The 18,366-nt window shown below is 51.0% G+C and carries 14 protein-coding genes; 7 read left to right on the top strand and 7 right to left on the bottom strand.

The genetic code is table 11. The features are described from left to right. Nucleotides 1-327: 327 nt before the first annotated feature. The 7 genes from AT746_RS11155 to AT746_RS11125 all read left to right on the top strand — a co-directional run bounded on the left by AT746_RS11155 (nucleotide 328) and on the right by AT746_RS11125 (nucleotide 12,071). Nucleotides 328-3,261 carry a TonB-dependent receptor gene (locus AT746_RS11155; protein ID WP_420480291.1) on the top strand — a complete coding sequence of 978 codons (2,934 nt, stop codon included), beginning with the start codon at nucleotides 328-330 and terminating at the stop codon, nucleotides 3,259-3,261. A 94-nt stretch (nucleotides 3,262-3,355) separates the two neighbouring features. Further along, nucleotides 3,356-4,864: a putative basic amino acid antiporter YfcC gene (gene yfcC, locus AT746_RS11150; protein WP_082633242.1), complete on the top strand. Its 1,509-nt coding sequence runs from the start codon at nucleotides 3,356-3,358 to the stop codon at nucleotides 4,862-4,864. Continuing rightward, nucleotides 4,861-6,033 carry a beta-aspartyl-peptidase gene (gene iadA, locus AT746_RS11145; RefSeq protein ID WP_062480315.1) on the top strand — a complete coding sequence of 391 codons (1,173 nt, stop codon included), beginning with the start codon at nucleotides 4,861-4,863 and terminating at the stop codon, nucleotides 6,031-6,033. The genes yfcC and iadA overlap by 4 nt, the downstream gene beginning before the upstream one ends. Before the next feature lie 412 nt (nucleotides 6,034-6,445). Beyond that, nucleotides 6,446-9,511, top strand: a complete 3,066-nt coding sequence (locus tag AT746_RS11140; RefSeq protein ID WP_082633241.1) for an ExeM/NucH family extracellular endonuclease — start codon at nucleotides 6,446-6,448, stop codon at nucleotides 9,509-9,511. Nucleotides 9,512-9,534: 23 nt separating this feature from the next. Continuing rightward, nucleotides 9,535-10,086, top strand: a complete 552-nt coding sequence (locus AT746_RS11135) for a cohesin domain-containing protein (RefSeq protein ID WP_062480311.1) — start codon at nucleotides 9,535-9,537, stop codon at nucleotides 10,084-10,086. A gap of 131 nt (nucleotides 10,087-10,217) precedes the next feature. Continuing rightward, a complete protein-coding gene (locus AT746_RS11130) occupies nucleotides 10,218-11,693 on the top strand; it encodes an ExeM/NucH family extracellular endonuclease (protein WP_062480309.1) in 1,476 nt (491 codons plus the stop codon). A gap of 57 nt (nucleotides 11,694-11,750) precedes the next feature. After that, entirely contained in the window at nucleotides 11,751-12,071 is a 321-nt protein-coding gene (locus AT746_RS11125; protein WP_062480307.1) for a hypothetical protein, read from the top strand. 159 nt (nucleotides 12,072-12,230) lie between these two features. Here the strand turns inward: AT746_RS11125 and AT746_RS11120 are convergent, their stop codons facing one another. From AT746_RS11120 to trpCF, 7 genes are all read right to left on the bottom strand, one after another. After that, on the bottom strand, nucleotides 12,231-12,875 hold the full coding sequence (locus AT746_RS11120; RefSeq protein WP_156413677.1) for a hypothetical protein: 645 nt from the start codon (nucleotides 12,873-12,875) through the stop codon (nucleotides 12,231-12,233). A gap of 326 nt (nucleotides 12,876-13,201) precedes the next feature. Then, on the bottom strand, nucleotides 13,202-13,615 hold the full coding sequence (gene arfB / locus AT746_RS11110) for an alternative ribosome rescue aminoacyl-tRNA hydrolase ArfB (RefSeq protein ID WP_062480300.1): 414 nt from the start codon (nucleotides 13,613-13,615) through the stop codon (nucleotides 13,202-13,204). Between the two features lie 115 nt (nucleotides 13,616-13,730). Next, a complete protein-coding gene (locus AT746_RS11105) occupies nucleotides 13,731-14,030 on the bottom strand; it encodes a YciI family protein (protein ID WP_062480298.1) in 300 nt (99 codons plus the stop codon). 3 nt (nucleotides 14,031-14,033) lie between these two features. Further along, nucleotides 14,034-14,588: a septation protein A gene (locus AT746_RS11100; protein WP_062480296.1), complete on the bottom strand. Its 555-nt coding sequence runs from the start codon at nucleotides 14,586-14,588 to the stop codon at nucleotides 14,034-14,036. Between the two features lie 399 nt (nucleotides 14,589-14,987). After that, on the bottom strand, nucleotides 14,988-15,800 hold the full coding sequence (trpA, locus tag AT746_RS11095) for a tryptophan synthase subunit alpha (RefSeq protein WP_062480294.1): 813 nt from the start codon (nucleotides 15,798-15,800) through the stop codon (nucleotides 14,988-14,990). Beyond that, a complete protein-coding gene (gene trpB, locus AT746_RS11090; protein WP_062480287.1) occupies nucleotides 15,793-16,986 on the bottom strand; it encodes a tryptophan synthase subunit beta in 1,194 nt (397 codons plus the stop codon). Before trpB ends, trpA begins: the two co-directional genes overlap by 8 nt. Continuing rightward, nucleotides 16,986-18,359: a bifunctional indole-3-glycerol-phosphate synthase TrpC/phosphoribosylanthranilate isomerase TrpF gene (gene trpCF / locus AT746_RS11085; protein WP_062480285.1), complete on the bottom strand. Its 1,374-nt coding sequence runs from the start codon at nucleotides 18,357-18,359 to the stop codon at nucleotides 16,986-16,988. Before trpCF ends, trpB begins: the two co-directional genes overlap by 1 nt. Between the last annotated feature and the right edge of the window lie 7 nt (nucleotides 18,360-18,366).

Below are 18,366 nucleotides of genomic sequence, written 5' to 3'. Positions count from 1 at the left end.
TAATTCTAATAGGGTGTCAATCAGATTGTGGCAGCGCATAAAAGCGCGGTAATCACATAAATATTGGCATGATGCTGTTAACCAAAACGAAGTGATTATGTTGAAAAAAGCGGTCAACCTGACCAGTTATCATTACAACAGCTTCTATTTGTCTGAGTGGTTCGACGAATAGCCAACCTCCTTTCTCTCTAGGTGAATCGGAGCGGCAATCTGCTGCCTGAAACCACCACCCAAGAAACTCAATCAATTATTAAAAAAATGCCGACAGGGCACGTCTGTTTTTCGTGGCGTTGATCCGTCCGGCATAGCAATAACAGGGTAATTATCATGAAAATCAACAGATTGCATACGGCCATTTGTATAGGCCTGGGATTGGGCATGACAGGAGTTGCCAACGCACAGGAAACGGACAGCGAACAGGGTGTAGAAAAAATTGAGATCACCGGTTCACATATTCGCGGTGTCGACATGGAAGGCGCTCAACCGCTGACCATTATCAGCGCCGAAGATATTAAAAAATCCGGTGCCAGCAGCGTATTTGAACTGATGCGCACTATCTCCCAAACCCGCGGTGGTGAGGGTTCTTTCTCGACCTCTGAAAGTGGCGCAACATCCACATCCACACCGGCAGGGCAGGCTGCCGCTTCTTTGCGTGGTCTTGGCCCATCCTCGACCCTGACGCTGATTAACGGTCGTCGTATTGCTGCCAGTTCTTTTGCGTCGGGCACCCAGAATTTCGTCGATATTAACAGCATTCCTCTGGCCGCCATTGAGCGCATCGAAGTGCTGGCCACAGGGGCCTCGGCTACCTATGGCGCTGATGCGGTGGCCGGTGTTATAAACTACATCCTGAAAAAAGACTATCAGGGAGCGGAGCTTAACGTTTCTTACGGTAACAGCACTGCCAGCTCCGATGAGGGCAAGGCCAATATCAACTTTATCTGGGGTGATGAAGTCGGAGGCGGTGATTTAATGGTGTTTGCCGATTACTATGATCGCAAGGACTTTAAAGCCACAGATCGCAGCTATACCCGGGACCCGGTGCTGCAAAGCAGTTATTCTTATTTGTCAAAAACTCCAAATATTTACTATAACTCTTCGAATGTTCAGGATGAAGACGGCAACTATCTGGAGATTGCTAACCCAAATTGTCAGACCGAGCTGGTCAGAACTGAGTTTGGCGAAGATATCTGTGCCTATTATGGTAATGGCGATGACTGGCTGGAAACACCGCTGGAAAGCCTCTCCACAGGTTTTAGTTACAACAAGGATTTTGGTGATCTGAACTGGAAAACCGACTTTTTCTACACTAATACCAAGTCCACCTCTTACTCGACACCTGCACCCATTAATCAGATAGATGATTCAGAAGGGCCGTTTACCTCTGAGACAGCTATTGATATTTACCCCGATGATATTCGTGATCGCCTGTTGGAAGATATCTATTTCCAGCGTTTCGATACCCCTGCAGGACAACGTATCTGGGGATTCAGATTTGATGCCCGCTTTGAAGATCCCCGTACGGTAGAGATTGAAACCGATTCCTTCCGCCTGGTTTCCGCCTTGCAGGGTATGGTTGGTGACTGGGAGTGGGAATCAGGGGTTACCCTGTCCAAATCTGAATCTGAGCAGGTTGCAACAGCCGGTATCTACAACCGATATAAATACCATGCGGCCATTGCCGGTGAACTTTGCTCAAACGGCAGTATTGCCAATTACGATGCCGATACTGACACCTTAAGCTGTGCCGGTGGCGAGTTGCTGGGTATGTACAATCCTTTTGCCCAGAATGATGCTCAGAACGATGCCATTTTAGATTTGGCTCAGGAAATGCCGACCCGTGATGGTGAAAGTACCGTATATGGCTGGGATCTGCGCTTTTCCGGCGATCTGATGGAATTTAATAACGATGTGATTCGTTCTGCTTTCGGTCTTGAATTCCGCAAGGAGGAAATCACCGATGTGCCTTCCTTAAATGCCCGCGCCCGCTTTGAAAATGACTATCTGGTGGATGTATTCGGCTTTGGCTCCAGTTTATCTGAAGCGGATCGTACCCAGTGGGGCGCCTTTGCTGAATTCCATATTCCACTGACAGAGCAACTGGAAATGCAACTGGCTGGCCGTTATGACGATTATGATGACTTTGGTGACACCTTTAATCCCAAAGTATCGATGATTTATCGACCAACTGATGACCTGGTGATGCGTGCCTCCTGGGCCACCTCTTTCAGAGCGCCATCACTGACTCAGGCTGGCGTGAAGTTACGTACCACCCGAGCGTCTTTTGATTGTTCAGCCAATCAGGCAGTGGCGGATCTCTACTGTGAAGGCTTCGGTGACTTGCGTGGCAACAACGTGCTGGAGCTGGGTAATCCGGACCTGCAGGCAGAGGAATCTGACTCTGTGAGTGTGGGTTTTGCCTGGAGTCCGGCCCGCAATACCACAATAACCCTGGATTACTGGCGCTTCGACCATGAAAAACTGGTGGATACAGACATGACAGGCGTGCTGGACAGAGCCATCAGCGATGCCTCATTGCGCCATTGTGGTCTGGTACCTGAAGGTGAGATGGGCATTGCTTACGACCCGGACCTGTGTCTGGTGACGGATACGGCGGGTCTGACCATCGAACAGGATGGAGCCAACTTAAGTGAAATACTGGATGCCTGGATAGACTTCGATCAGCCGCGCTTCGAAGAGCTGCCGCTGAACCGTGATCATGTGCTGTTGCTGGAAAATACCGGCAATCAGACCGTCAGTGGTCTGGATCTGGCCTTCGATCACAGGTTTGAATTCAGCGGTGGCGATCTGTCCCTGCAATTCGATGCCACCCATTACATCAGCTTTGAGCGCAATAAGCCCGGTTCCGATGAAATTGAAGAGCTGATCGGTACCTGGCGTTATCCTGAGAATATCGCCAGTCTGGGTCTGTTCTGGGATACCGACGACTGGTTTGCCGGGGTAACGGCCTATTACACTGACGCTTATGCCGATGATATTCAGCGTCTGCGTGGCCGTGAAATTGACGAGCTCGATAGTCTGGGTGAACTGGATGAAAACGGCGAGCGGGATGTCAGTGCCTGGACTACTGTGCGGTTAAGCGCCGGTTATGAGTTTGAAAACGCCAGTGTCAGCCTGTCTGTCGACAACCTGTTCGATCGTGAACCACCACGCGCTTACGGCTCTGCCCGGGGCTTTGACTCTATTAATCACGATGCCCTCGGCACCACTTACCGTGTATCCTTGAGTTACTTCTTTTAATCCGATTGGTATAGCTCAAGTCGGCGGCGGGGCATCAGCCCCGTCCGCTTTTTGTTAATACATAGATTGGCTGAATCCTCAGTCAGGTGGTGTTATGCAAGCTGAAAAATCAACTTCACAGCCGCAACAGCAATCGCTGGCCAGTAAGATGCCCGATGCTTTTGTGATCCTGTTTTTCGTGGTGCTGATCGCCACAGTTCTGACCCATATTATTCCGGCTGGTTACTTTGAAACCAGTGAAGTGACACGGATAGTGGATGGTCAGGAACAAACACGTACGCTGATTGAGCCAGACAGCTTTACTTACGCAGGTGAGCAGGACGAAGGTGCCAGGATCTTTGCCAGCGGTGGTGGTCAGGGCTTTTTTAATTATGCCTTTGAGGGCATGGTGTCGGGCTCTAAATGGGGCGCCGCCATTGGTGTTGTGGCCTTTATTCTGATCGTCGGTGGCGCCTTTGGCATCATCATGCAATCGGGTGCAGTTAATAACGGCATTATGGCCCTGATTCGCCGGACCCAAAAAGCCGACAAGCTCATCGTACCTATGATGTTTTTGTTGTTTTCTTTTGGTGGCGCGGTGTTTGGTATGGGTGAGGAGGCGATTGCTTTTTGTATCGTGCTGACACCATTGATGGTGGCGCTGGGATACAATGCGATTACCGCAGTACTGATTACCTACATTGCCACTCAGATTGGTTTTGCCACTTCCTGGATGAATCCCTTCAGCGTTGCTATTGCGCAAGGGATTGCGGATGTGCCGCTGATGTCTGGTAAGGGTTATCGTGTCACCTTGTGGGCAATTTTCACCCTGGTGGGGATGGCTTTTACCATGCGTTATGCCGCAAGGGTCAAGGCCAACCCGGACAGCAGTGCCAGCCTGGATGCGGATTTGCATTTCCGTCATCAGCAACAACAGGCGCTGAGTAACAACTTTGGTCCTGTTGATATTGCAATTCTGCTGACCTTACTGGCCGGCATAGTCTGGGTGATCTGGGGTGTAACCCTGTATCAGTATTATATTCCGGAGATTGCCAGTCAGTTTTTTGCCATGGGCATAGTGGTGGCCATCATCGCCATAGCCGGCGGTCGTATGACTATGAATGGTGCATCGGAAGCTTTCCAGAAAGGTGCAAAAGAGTTACTGCCGGCGGCACTGATAGTGGGTATGGCGAAGGGAATTGTACTGATTTTAGGTGGTGACGATGCCACCAGCCCCTCGGTGCTCAATACCCTGCTGCACCATGCCGGTAGCAGCATGGCATCGGTATCGGAGACCGGTTCAGCCCTGTTTATGTTTGGCTTTCAGTCGGTATTTAATTTCTTTATTGCATCGGGTTCAGGCCAGGCTGCCCTTACCATGCCGTTGATGGCGCCTCTATCCGATCTGGTTGGGGTTTCCCGGCAGATTGCGGTACTGGCCTTTCAGCTGGGTGACGGGCTGACCAACACCATCATTCCAACTTCTGCATCATTAATTGGTTGTCTTGGTGTGGCACGCATTGACTGGTCGGTGTGGGCGAAGTTTGCCTGGAAGCCGGTGCTGGGTCTTATGTTAATGTCAGCCGCTGCAATGGTAGTGGCGGTAGCAATAGGTTATCAATGAACAGTCTTACTTTAATAAGGAATATCAGGGTACTGTGCCCTGAAGATAAAGGCACGCTGGATGTGCTGATCGCAGGTAGCCAAGTGGTTGCCATGGATAAATCCATCGTTATCAGTTCGGATCTGCTGACTGAGGTAGAAGGTAGCGGTAAAGTGTTATTGCCGGGTCTGGTTGACAGCCTGGTGCATATCACAGGAGGTGGCGGTGAAGGCGGTTTTCATACCCGCACCCCACAAATGTCCCTGACCGATGCCACCACTGGCGGTGTTACCACAGTCATTGGTGCCCTGGGCACCGATGCCACCACCCGTACCTTACCGGATCTGCTGGCCAAGGCCAGAGGGCTGGAAACAGAAGGGCTGAGTGTGTATTGCTATACCGGCTCTTACCAGTTGCCGCCGCGCACTATCACCGGCAATGTGACCGACGATATTGTGCTGATCGACAAATTTATTGGTATCGGTGAAGTAGCCATTGCCGATCATCGCTCATCACAACCCACTCCCAGAGAGCTGATGCAGATTGCATCAGACGCCAGGGTTGGCGGTATGCTGTCGGGTAAATCCGGGATTGTCAGCATTCATGTGGGGGATGGGGCTGGTCAGCTGAGGTTATTGCACGAGGTGGTGGAGCAATCCGATATCCCTGCGTCGCAGTTTTATCCAACCCATATCAATCGTAATCAGTCTCTGCTTGATGCGGGCATTGCATGGGCCAGGATTGGCGGACGTATTGATTTTACCAGCAGTACCAATGCTCAGTTTATCTATGAAGGAGAAATACCTGCCGCAGAGGCCCTGGCCTATTGCCTGCAAGAAGGGGTGGATGCCACGCAGCTGACCATCAGCTCAGACGGCAATGCCAGCCTGCCGGTATTTGATCAAAAAGGGCAACTTATTGGTCTGGAAGTGGGGCGGGTTGGCTCTTTGTATGAGTCTTTCTGTGACGCGGTACAAAAGTACCAGGCACCTTTGGAAAAAGCCCTGGCCTGCGTGACTAAAAGCCCGGCAGATATACTCGGGTTATCTCATAAAGGGCGTATTGAGCCTGGCTGTGATGCAGATTTAATTATTGCCGCAGAAGATTCATTGCAGATCGAATCTGTATACGCCCGCGGAAGACTGATGGTCTCCCAGGGTAAGGCCTGCGTCAAAGGTACCTTTGAATAGCGCTGTTACTACTTAGTAAAGCGTCTCCCGTGGGGCGTATTGGCCCATTCCCGCAGCAGCTTGCCAACTTGGGTTGCTGCGGCTTTTTAATTTTGTCATAAAACTGATTTTATACAGGAAACTTGTCACTTAATTGTCATATCCGCTGATTAGTTTAAAAAACAACCAACAGATTAAGTTTTAAACAACTATCCCACCCCGCCTTTCTTACTTATTGCTTCAGGTAAATTTACCTATCTAATTTAACTTCTTGATCATAAAGCTTTATGTACAGGAAGTTATGAATCTTTATAACCCCTTCTTAATTTTGATACCTGATAGCACAATCAGACATGAATAATCAGCGTACAGATGAAGGTTTGGCAGTACTGAAACGCGCATTTTAGTAACCAACAGATACAGGATAGAGAAAATGAAAACCAGAATATCTTTGTTGTCGGCCGCCATATTGGCGTCTATGCAGGTAACGGCTGCTCCGGCAGACAGCCTGATCATCAGTGGCGTAGTAGATGGTCCCTTACCGGGAGGCTTGCCAAAGGCCGTTGAAGTTTATGTTGCCAAAGACATTGATGACATCAGTCAATGTGGGCTTGGCTCGGCCAATAACGGTGGCGGCACAGACGGTGAGGAATTCACCTTCCCTTCGGGTGCAGTGAGTGCCGGCCAATATCTGTATGTGGCCTCAGAATCTGCCGGTTTTACTGATTTCTTTGGCTTTTCGCCCAACTACACCAGCAGTGCAGCCAACATTAATGGCGATGATGCCATTGAGCTTTTTTGTGATGGCGCAGTGGTGGATACCTTTGGCGAAACCGAGGTAGATGGCAGCGGGCAGGTATGGGAATACCTGGATGGCTGGGCGTACCGCGTTGCTGAAACAGGCCCCGATGCCGGAAATTTTGTACAGGCCAACTGGCAATTCAGCGGGCCCAATGCATTAGACAATGAGAGCAGTAATGCCAGTGCGGCAGTGCCATTTCCGCTGGCTACTTTTGCCGGAGATGGTGGTGATACGCCCGTTGATCCTATTGACCCTGATCCGATAGATCCGGATCCGGTTGAGCCGGGCGAAGGCGGTGAGGGACTGATTTTCTCTGAATATGTGGAAGGCAGCAGTTTTAATAAGGCGCTTGAGCTTGCCAACACAACAGACTCAACGCTGGATTTAGGTGGTTATCAGGTACTGCTGTATTCAAATAGCAATACGACAGCCGGTACTACACTGGATCTCAGCGGCTCACTGGCTGCAGGCGAAGTGTTGGTTATTGCTAATTCACAGGCGGGCGATGCGATTCAGTCTGTAGCTGATATTGTTTCCGGTGTTACCAATTTTAACGGCAATGATGCGCTGGAACTTCGCTATAACGATGAACTGGTCGACAGCATTGGTCAGGTGGGCAGCGGACAGTACTTCGGCAGCAATGTGACACTGGTGCGCAAGGCTGATATTACTGCAGGGGATACAGATTCATCCGATACCTTTGTCGCCGCAGACCAATGGCAGGAATTTGCGTCAGATACCTTTACCTACCTGGGAAGTCACAACGGCGATGATGGTGGTGACGATACTCCGGTGGTTGAGCTGGGGCAGTGTGGTGACCCTGCAACCCTGATCAGTCAGGTTCAGGGCAGTGGTGATGTTTCGCCTGTGGTTTCTGAAAGTCACATTATCGAAGCCGTAGTAACCGGCACCTTTACAAATCTGCAGGGCTATTTTGTTCAGGAAGAAGTCGCAGACTGGGATAATGATGCCAGTACCTCTGAGGGGGTGTTTGTCTACACCAATTCTGATCAGAATCTGCCTCAACCGGGCACATTAGTGCGGGTACAGGGCGAGGTTAGCGAGTTCTTTGACAAGACCCAGCTTACTGCCACTGCATCAGCACTTGATTGTGGTCAGGCTGATACCGCTACAGTGAGTCTGTCACTGCCTTTTGCCGATGCACAACAGACAGAAACCTTAGAGGGCATGCTGGTCAGTTTCGATCACAGCCTGACGGTGACCGACAATTACAACCTGGGTCGTTATGGTGAAGTGACACTGTCCAATGGCCGTACTTATATTCCGACTAACCTGCACCTGCCAGGTTCACCGGAAGCTCAGGCGCTGGCAGAGCAAAATGCCCTCAACCGTATTCTGCTTGACGATGGTATCAACGGCCAGAACCCGGCTACTGTGATTTACCCCACAGGTGGACTCTCTGCCGGCAATACCCTGCGTACCGGCGACGAGGTCAGCGCACTGACCGGTGTGCTTGATTATGGCTTTGGTGAATACCGTATTATCCCGGTTGAAGCCCCGACTTTTGTGGCCAGTAACCCCAGAACACCGGCTCCTGAAATTGCCGAGGGTAACCTCAAAGTGGCCAGCCTGAATGTACTGAACTTCTTCAATGGTAATGGACTGGGCGGCGGATTCCCGACACCAAGAGGCGCAGACAATGTTGAAGAATACCAGCGTCAACTGGACAAGCTGGTTTCTGCAATCCTGGCCATGGATGCCGATATTGTCGGGCTGATGGAAATTGAAAACGATGGTTATGATCAAAACAGCGCCATTGCTCAGTTAACGGATGCGCTGAATGCACAAGCCGGTGATGCTGTTTATCAGTACGTCAATGCGGGAGGGCCTTTAGGCACCGATGCCATTGCTGTGGGCTTGCTGTATAAAGCCAATACCGTTACCCCGGTGGGTGATGTGCGCATTCACCTGGATGAAGTCTATAACCGTCCTCCGCTGGCACAGCGTTTCAGCAACACTGAGGGTGGCGAGCTGAGCGTTATCGTTAATCACTTTAAATCCAAGGGCGGTTGTGGCAGCGCCGAGGGGCTGGATCAGGACCAGGGTGACGGTCAGGCCTGTTTCAATGCCACCCGTGTGGCTCAGGCCCAGGCTTTGCTGGACTGGATAGCCACTGATGAGCAGCTCTCTGGTGAAGAAAACCATCTGGTGATTGGTGATTTGAATGCCTATGCCAAGGAAGATCCCATCCGGGAGTTTACTGACAATGGATACACCAATCTGATTGAGGCCGTCGCAGGACCCCAGGCATACTCCTACGTGTTTGCAGGTGAAGCGGGCTATCTCGATCATGCCATTGCCAGCGATGCCCTGGCTGCTCAGGTAGTGGATGTGACTGAGTGGCATATTAATGCCGACGAGCCCCGCATTCTGGACTACAACACCGAGTTTAAATCACAGCAACAGGTACTGGATTTTTACGCGCCAGACAGCTACCGCGCTTCGGATCATGACCCTGTTATCGTGACCCTGGATCTGCAGGCTGCAGAGTTACAAGGTGATTTTGACGGTGACGGTGATGTGGATAGCAGCGATATGAAAGGACTGATGCGGGCCATACTGACCCGTCAATCCATTGATATGGCGTTTGATTTGAACGGTGACGGCGTTATCAATACCAGAGATTTGCAAATCCTGTTTACGCTTTGTACCCGTGCAAACTGTGCAACTGAATAACAGACTTCATTAAGGAAAATACCATGAAAAAACTTATAGCCATGCTGGCGTTATCCCTGGGCTTCAGTGCCCAGGGGGCACAAATTAACCTCAGTCTGGATCAGACTGACTACACAGTTGGAGACGAAGTTACTGTTAATCTCAGTGCCACTGACGTGGTGGATGTGGCCAGTTTTCAGTTTGACCTGTTGTTTGATACCGACAGCTTTGGTCTGAGTGCTGGCGACTCAGTGATGGCGGATAGCTCAGATCTGGCATCGGCCTTAGTGTTCGATATTGCTGCCTTTGACGACGGTCTGGAAACGGGTCTGGGCTTTGGTTTCTTTGACATTTTCTCTCTTAACGGAGATGTGTTAATCGCCAGCTTTACCCTGACAGCACAGACTATGGGCTCTTTCGACTTTACACTGGCAAACGGGATCTTCAGCGATTCCCTGTTCGGCGATGTTCCGGTGACCTTCTCCGGAGACTCATCCGTCAATGTAACGGCCGCTGAAGTTTCAGAGCCTGCCAGCCTGGCACTATTTGGTCTGGCATTGGCTGGATTTGTTGCTGCAAACAGAAAGCGCAGTTAAACTCCGCGCCCACTGAATCAAGCCCTGCTTTTGCAGGGCTTTTGTGCATGTATTGTGGGCCTTAAGTGTTTCACTACACATAAAAACTGGCTATATCGGCGATGCCGGCGATAACTGATAGCGAAGATTAAATGAATAAACTGTCACAATATTTCTTACTCATACTCTCTTTGACCGTATCTGTGCTGACAACGGGCTGTGCAGAACAGTCCAATAGCCCCTCTGCTGAGCCTGTGGTCCTGTCACTGCCTTTTACCAGTGAACAGCAGATTAAATCTTTGCACGGTAAACGGGTAATATTTCATCAGCCTCTGACAGTTATCGACAGCTACAACCTGCATCGTTTCGGTGAACTGACCCTTGCCAGCGAGCGGCAGTATGTGCCCACCAATTTATATCTGCCAGGTTCTGCAGAGGCGCAGGAATTGCAGCAGCGGAACCAGTTAAACCGTATTCAGCTTTTGGATCTCAATGAGCAGGAATATCCTGCGGAGATAATTTATCCCGGCGAGGGTTTGCGTGCCGACAATACCCTGCGCGTCGGCGATCAGGTTATTGCTGTTACCGGGATTTTGCAGGTAGAGGAAGAGGGTATTACCCTGCAACCACTGAGTCAGCCCGAATTTATCCGAGCCAACCCACGCCTGCCAACTCCGGAGCTAAAGGACGGTGACCTTCGTATCGCCAGCCTGAATGTGTTGAATCTGTTTAATGGCGACGGTCAGGGCGGCGAGTTTCCTACCCCCAGAGGTGCCGACAAAGCAGAGGAGTATCAGCGCCAGTTAGACAAACTGGTCGCCTCTGTAACGGCTATGGACGCCGATATCATTGGTCTGATGGAGCTGGAAAATGACGGTTTTGACAAGTTCAGCGCCATCGCCCAGCTGACTCAGGCACTAAATCAGGCGGCGGGTGAAAACCGCTATGCTTTTGTCGACGCAGGCGGTCCACTTGGGGATGATGTGATCGCAGTGGGGCTGTTGTATCGTCCGCAGGTCATTTCGGCAATATCCGCACCGATGATCAATTCTGATACGATTTTTGATCGCCCGCCACTGGCTCAGGTATTTCAGCACAAAGGCTCGGGGGAGGTCTTTACCGTGGTGGTCAATCACTTTAAATCTAAGGGCAGTTGTCATAAAGCCGAAGGACAGGATAAAGACCAGGGCGACGGTCAGGGCTGCTTTAATGCGAAACGCGAAACTCAGGCCAACAGACTCATTGAATGGCTGGATACTGAGCCTGTTCTTAAGGCCAGCGGAAACCAACTGGTGATTGGAGATTTAAATGCCTATGCCAAAGAAGATCCTGTCCGTGCATTTATTTCCGAAGGCTATAAAGACCTGGTCGGTACATTTTCCGGAAAAAAGGCCTATAGCTATGTCTATCGCGGTCAGTCCGGCTATATCGACCATGCACTGGCAAACCCACAGATGTTCGCCAGGGTTGTCGATGCCAGCGTCTGGCATATTAATGCCGATGAGCCCAGAGCTCTGGACTACAATACCGAGAACAAAACCCCGGAGCAGGTGCAGGCCCTTTATGCGCCCGACAGCTACAGGGGATCGGATCACGATCCGGTGCTGATCAGCATTAAATTTGATTAAGCAGCGCTATTCAGGGCATGCTGGACACCGTACCTAATCAAAATCAAGGACGTTACGATGGTCACCTATTCACTGAAACAACGCTGGCGCCACTTTAAGTTAAAGTTTAACAAGCAACTGGTGGTGCAGGCTGTTGCGGCGCCTTTGCTAAGACAAATAATCAGAGATTATGAAGCACAGGGCTGGGAGCGGGATCGCATGCACAGTGAGGTTGATATTGAGCAAAGTTTCCAGATTCTCAGCCTTCGCAAGGGCAACACCCGGCTGGATTTCAGCCTGACCGATGAACAAAGCGGCGACATCTGCGGCCCTGATAACGCGCTTTTAGCATTGGCCCGGCAGTACCAGTTACAGACCACCCGCACACCGGATAGTTAACGGTCGCCCCTGACTCAGTTGGCTGGTACCAATGAGCATTAGCTATTGAGGGACACCGCATCCGGTGAACCCATGTACCGTAAACTGGGTTTTCAGCGCCAGTTTTTAATCCGTAATTATCAGCGATAAGGGGGCGATGTTACCCGCTGAGAACAAAGGTTATTCACTGCCATGGGTATCAAGGGGAGGGATACCGTAACTTTTTAGCTTTGCCCGCCAGGCAGCAGAGTTCAGAACGGTTATTAACCATTGACGCAAGTCCGGGCGATTAGCAGGTAACATCACCTGCAAGGTGAACCTATTATAGGGGCTGTCGGGAAGATAAAGTTGCTCGGTCAGGCCGTTGCGTTCGTTGCGTATCAGGTAATTGAGTGTGCTGCGACGGATCAGCGTAATATCAGCCCGGCCTTTTGCCACCCGCTGTAAGACCGTCAGGTTGCTCGAGCCGTTATCCCGGGTAAGCTTGTTAGTTTGGATCAACTGCCCCAGAATGCCCGGGTACTGATGCCCATGCAACCCGGCAAAGACCAGTCCGGTCAGGGATGCTGGAGTAAAATCCCTGATCGGCTTTTGATGTGATGAAACCAATATATCGGCATCCCTGAAAAGTGGAACCCAGTTAAAGGTTTGTTCTGCCGGTGCTTTCCATCCCCATTCAGGAATAACGCCAAAGAGCATCCAGTTGCTGTCACATTCACTCTTGTGTTTGGGGCACTGGCCATTTAACCATCCCCTTAGTTCCTTATCGAGCCTCAGTCTCGGTCTTATCTCTACCCGAACTTCCGGGGCATTGCTTTGATGCATTAACAACTCTGCCAGATCAAAGACTAGTCCTTGTTCAGGGTAGTTGATATCTCCGGTGATGAAGGGGCTTGCTTATGATAAAGGTACAGGTTCACCGGCGCTGCAATTGCGTCACAGCTTATCAGCCACAAGGCTGTGAAAATCAGCAGTATGAGGCTTATCTGATGATTATTTGTGGGTCTTGTTGGTTGTGTTATATCGGGCATCTCGTTCCTGTGTTGCCGCGGGAATGCTTTCGGATCATGTCCGTTGCGCCATTAATCCTCGTGACTTAGTGTCATAATCTCCAGCGTGCAAGTCTGATTAGATATGTAGTAGTGGGGCGGTTAAAAATCCACTTTGCCACGCAGGATTTTTTTAGTGCCGGTTTTCTTCTTGCTTTCTATTCTGCGGCGCTTGGCGGCTTTGCTGGGTTTGGTGGGCCGACGGGCTTTCTGGGTTTTTCCTGCTTCTTTAATCAGGGCCACCAGACGGGCGAGGGCGTCTTCTTTATTCTGTTCCTGAGTACGGGCGTTCTGGGCCTTGATCACCACCACGCCATCGCTGGTAATGCGGCTGTCGGAGAGTTTCAGTAAGCGCTGTTTATAAAAGTCCGGTAGCGAAGAGGCGTGGATATCAAAACGCAGATGAATAGCAGTGGCCACTTTATTGACATTCTGGCCGCCGCTGCCCTGAGCGCGAATGGCGCTCAGTTCCACTTCATCTTCGCTGATACTGACATTACTGCTGATAATTAACATAACACTTTATAAGCTATCACCTGTAGCCCGCCAAGGAGCGAAGCGGATTGCGGGAATTATTCATGGGGCTGGCCCTGCCCCGTATTCCGCTGCGCTGCATACGGGCTACAACTTTCTAAGGAAGTACTTTTTTATAGGGTTTAACAATGCTGCGGGCATAGACACCGGCCGCCTTATAAGGGTCGGCATCGGCCCAGGCTTGCGCCTGCTCAAGAGAATCAAATTCGGCCACTACCAGCGAGCCGGTAAAGCCCGCTTCACCGGGATCTTCTGCATCGATAGCGGGGCAGGGCCCGGCGATCAATAGCCGCCCCTGTTGCTTTAACTGCTCCAGCCGTGCCAGATGATCTGGCCGTGCCTGCTTGCGTAGTGGCAGGCTGTTATCGATATCTTCGGAATAAATCATATACCACATCGGTTATTTCTCTTCCTTGACGTTGTCGGCCTGCTCTTCGGGCATATACTTATAGGCGTACATAATGGTAGCGATAGTAAAGATCAGTGTGGCGCCGGTCATACCGAAGACTTTAAAGTTGACCCACACGCTCTCGCTAAACTCATAGGCCACATATAAGTTGGCCGCCGCACTGGCCAGAAAGAAGACCGCCCAGCTGATATTCAGACGCTTCCAGATCTTATCCGGCAATACCATGGCGCTGCCAAGCAAGCCCTTGAGAGCGGGGCGTTTCAATATCTGACTGCCCAGCAAAATGACGGTAAATAACACATAGACAATGCTTGGCTTCCACATAATAAAGTGCTCGTCGCGCAGACCTATGGTAAGGCCACCAAACACCAGGATCATGATTAGAAATACCCACTGTTTTTTGGGCACTTCTTTGGTCTGCAGGTAAGTGATCAGCATCTGGATGACGGTGGCGAGCATCAGCGCCCCGGTAGCCCAGAAAATATCCTGCATCTTGTAGACCACAAAAAAGATCAGCAGGGGAAGAAACTCTAATAAAAACTGCATAACGACTCACTTAAATAACTTGGCAGCACAGATAATACCGACTTTTACCCCGCTAAGACAGGGGGGAATGAATGCAGAATGATGAGTGATGAGTGATGAATTAAAACTGAACAACAGCCTGCAACCGCTACAGCAAAGAGATTATTCACCACTGAGGCACAGAGAAAAACCAAGATAACAAAACTCCGACCACGAAAAACACTAAATACACGAAAGGAAACTGCAAAACAGCACCTGCTCATTTTTTGTGCTTTTCGTGTGGTTCGTGGTTGAATGCTTTTACAGTACTCGTAGCCTGGATAGAGCGAAGCGGAATCCGGGTAAAGGTAAGATCATCCCGCAATCCGCTTCGCTTCTTGCAGGCTACACCTGCGACTCCGCGGTAAATAAATTACATCGTCAGCTATGATGGGTAGTACCGGCTTTCATCCCGGCCACATAGTCGGTCAGGCGCTGCAGCATGGCGGGCACATCTGATAAGTGCTCTTCGATCAGCTTGACCGTGGCCGAACCGGCTATGGCCCCGGCAGCTCCGGCGGCGATGGCGTCTTTAACCTGTTCCGGCTTGGAGATGCCAAAGCCAAGAATGGGCCTGGCGGCACCCACCTGTTTGAGTTTGTTAATCAGTTCAGACGCCGGCATGGTGGCGGCGGTTTCTGCGCCTGTTACACCCGCCCGGCCAAGCAGATAAGTATAACCACTGGAAAGCTCACCGATTCTGGCCATGGTTTCGTCACTGGCATTGGGCGGCGCGATCAGGATCTGATGCATGCTATGGGCTTTGGCGGCTTCGCTAAAAGGCCCTGACTCGCGGATGGGCACATCGGCAATCAGTATCGAGTCCACCCCGGCCTCACTGGCCTGGCGGTAGAACTCGTCAATGCCCGGTGCCAGTACCAGATTGCTGTAAAGCAATAATCCGATAGGGATCTGTGGATGCTGACGGCGAATCTTGGCGATGATGGCAAAACAGTCGGGGGGGCGCACGTCAGATTTCAATGCCCTGATAGCCGCTTTTTGAATAGTTGGGCCATCGGCGATAGGGTCGGAGAAGGGAATACCCAGTTCCAGGGCATCGGCACCGCCTTTTACCAGCGCATCAACAATTTCCAGACTGGTATCGATGTTGGGATCGCCAAGCATCACAAATGGCACAAAGGCACCTTCGCCACAGGCATCCAGGCGTTCAAACATCTGTGCATATCTATCCATCTTGCTTTTCTCCGGTCAGTATCTGATGAACATGGGCCAGGTCTTTGTCGCCCCGGCCGGAAAGGTTGACGACGATCAGGGTTTCTTCTTCGGCTTCATCGGCCATATTCAGGGCATGAGCCAGGGCGTGGGAGGATTCCAGTGCCGGAATAATACCCTCTTTTCTGGCCAGCAACTGAAAGGCGTTCAGGGCTTCATCATCGGTGACCGAAGCATACTGGGCGCGTCCAATATCGTTCAGGTAGGCATGTTGTGGGCCCACCGCCGGATAATCGAGGCCCGCAGAGACGGAATAGGACTCTTCAATCTGACCATCACCGGTCTGCATAATATAGCTGTAGGCACCGTGCAATATGCCTTTTGTACCATTGGCGATGGCGGCACCGTGTTCATGAGTATGCAAACCTTTTCCGGCGGGCTCCACACCAATTAATTTCACCTCAGGCTCATCAATAAAATCCGCAAAAATGCCGATGGCATTGGAGCCACCGCCCACACAGGCGACGATAGCATCGGGCAGACGCCCCTCTTTTTCCAGTATCTGCTGACGGACTTCTTCGCCGATCATGCGGTGAAATTCGCGTACTATGGTGGGAAAGGGGTGTGGTCCTGCGGCCGTGCCGAGTAAATAGTGTGCCTTGTCATAGGTGGCTGACCAGTCTCGCATGGCTTCGTTAACGGCATCCTTAAGGGTACCTGACCCCGCTTCCACCGGGATCACCTCGGCGCCCATCAGACGCATACGAAACACATTAGGCGCCTGGCGTTCCACATCTTTGGCACCCATATAGATACGGGCCTTTAAGCCCAGCAGGGCACAGGCCAAAGCCGTTGCCACACCATGCTGGCCGGCGCCGGTTTCGGCAATCACTTCTTTTTTGCCCATGCGCTTGGTTAAAAGAGCCTGACCCAGCACCTGATTGGTTTTATGGGCACCGCCGTGGAGCAGATCTTCCCGCTTAAGATAGAGTTTCACCTTGGGGTTACTGACCAGATTACGGGTCAGAGTCATCGCAGTGGGGCGCCCCGCATAATCTTTTAACAGCGCCATAAACTCCTGCTGAAATTCAGGGTCTTTCTGCGCATCCACAAAGGCCTGTTCGAGCTGGTCCAGCGCCGGGATCAGCAGCTCGGGCACATACATGCCGCCGTACTGGCCAAATTTACTGTCTAAATGTTCTGTCATCAGTAGTCTCTTAATTGCTTGAATAATTCAGTGATTTTGTCTGCATCTTTGCGTCCTGGTGCACTTTCCACACCGGAGTTGACATCCAGTATCGCGGCGCCGGTAGCCGCCGCCTCTTTGATGTTCTCAGCCGACAGGCCGCCAGCCAGAACCAAACGTGATTTGTCCTTAATCTCATTTAACAGCGCCCAGTTAAAAGAGGTACCGGTACCGCCAAATTGATCTCTGACCTGGCAATCCAGCAGATGGCGATCCACCTCTGCCATATTCAGCGGTGGCAGGCTGTCGCTGACCCCTTGTGCTTTCCAGAGCTCACAATCCTCGGGTAAAAGTTTGCGTAGTGTTTGAATATAGTCGCTGTCTTCCTGCCCATGCAGTTGCACCGCGCTGAGATTGAGCGCATCTGCCAGTTCTGCCACCTTCTCAGGCTGTTCATTCACAAATACCCCCACATAATTAAAGGGCACCTGGCTGACAATGGCTTTGGCCTGCTCTGCCGTGATGGCGCGGGGGGATTTTTCAGCAAAAATCAGCCCCGCATAACAGGCCCCGGACGCCCTGACCACAGCAGCATATTCAGCCGTTGTAATGCCGCAGATTTTGATCTGACCGAAGACCAGATTTTTTACCGCCTGGCTCAGATCCTGTTGTGCCATCAGCGCGCTGCCCACTAAGAATCCATCGGCAAAAGGTGCCAGCTGCAACACATCCTGGTGGGTATAGATACCCGATTCCGAGATAATCAGCGCGTCTTTATTTAGCAAGGGCGCGAGCCTGCCGGTCGCGCTTAAATCAGTACTTAAATCACGCAGATTGCGGTTATTAATACCGATAATTTTTGCGCCCAGTCTGTTGGCTCTTGCCGCTTCCTCTTCATTGCTGACTTCGGTGAGCACATCCAGCCGGTATCTTTCCGCCAGTGAGGCCAGTTCTTTGTATTGCTGGTCATCCAGCACCGAGAGCATCAGTAGTATGGCATCGGCATTATAGTAACGGGCCAGATACACCTGATAGGGGTCAATAAAAAAGTCCTTGTTCAGCACCGGCTGGCTGACCCTGTCTGTCACATAACGCAGATAATCATAACTGCCCTGAAAGTACTTCTTGTCGGTCAGCACTGAAATGGCACTGGCATAGGGTGTGTACGCCGCTAGTATCTCATCCAGATCAAAATGCGCGCGAATCAGCCCTTTTGAAGGTGAGGCTTTTTTACACTCAAAAATATACCCTGCCTGTGGCTGACTCAGGGCCTGATACAGACTTTTCTCTGACGGGGTCAGGGTATCGATAAAGCTTTGTAGCGGCCTGGCCTGCTTCAGCGCCTCAAGCTCAATTTTTTTATCCGCAACAATTTTTTGCAGCACATTTTCCATTTCGATT

Source organism: Lacimicrobium alkaliphilum, assembly GCF_001466725.1.
In the GTDB taxonomy this organism is placed as follows: Bacteria; Pseudomonadota; Gammaproteobacteria; order Enterobacterales; family Alteromonadaceae; genus Lacimicrobium; species Lacimicrobium alkaliphilum_B.
The sequence above is the reverse complement of the archived record's forward strand: the minus strand, read 5'-3'. Positions and strand labels throughout refer to the sequence as shown.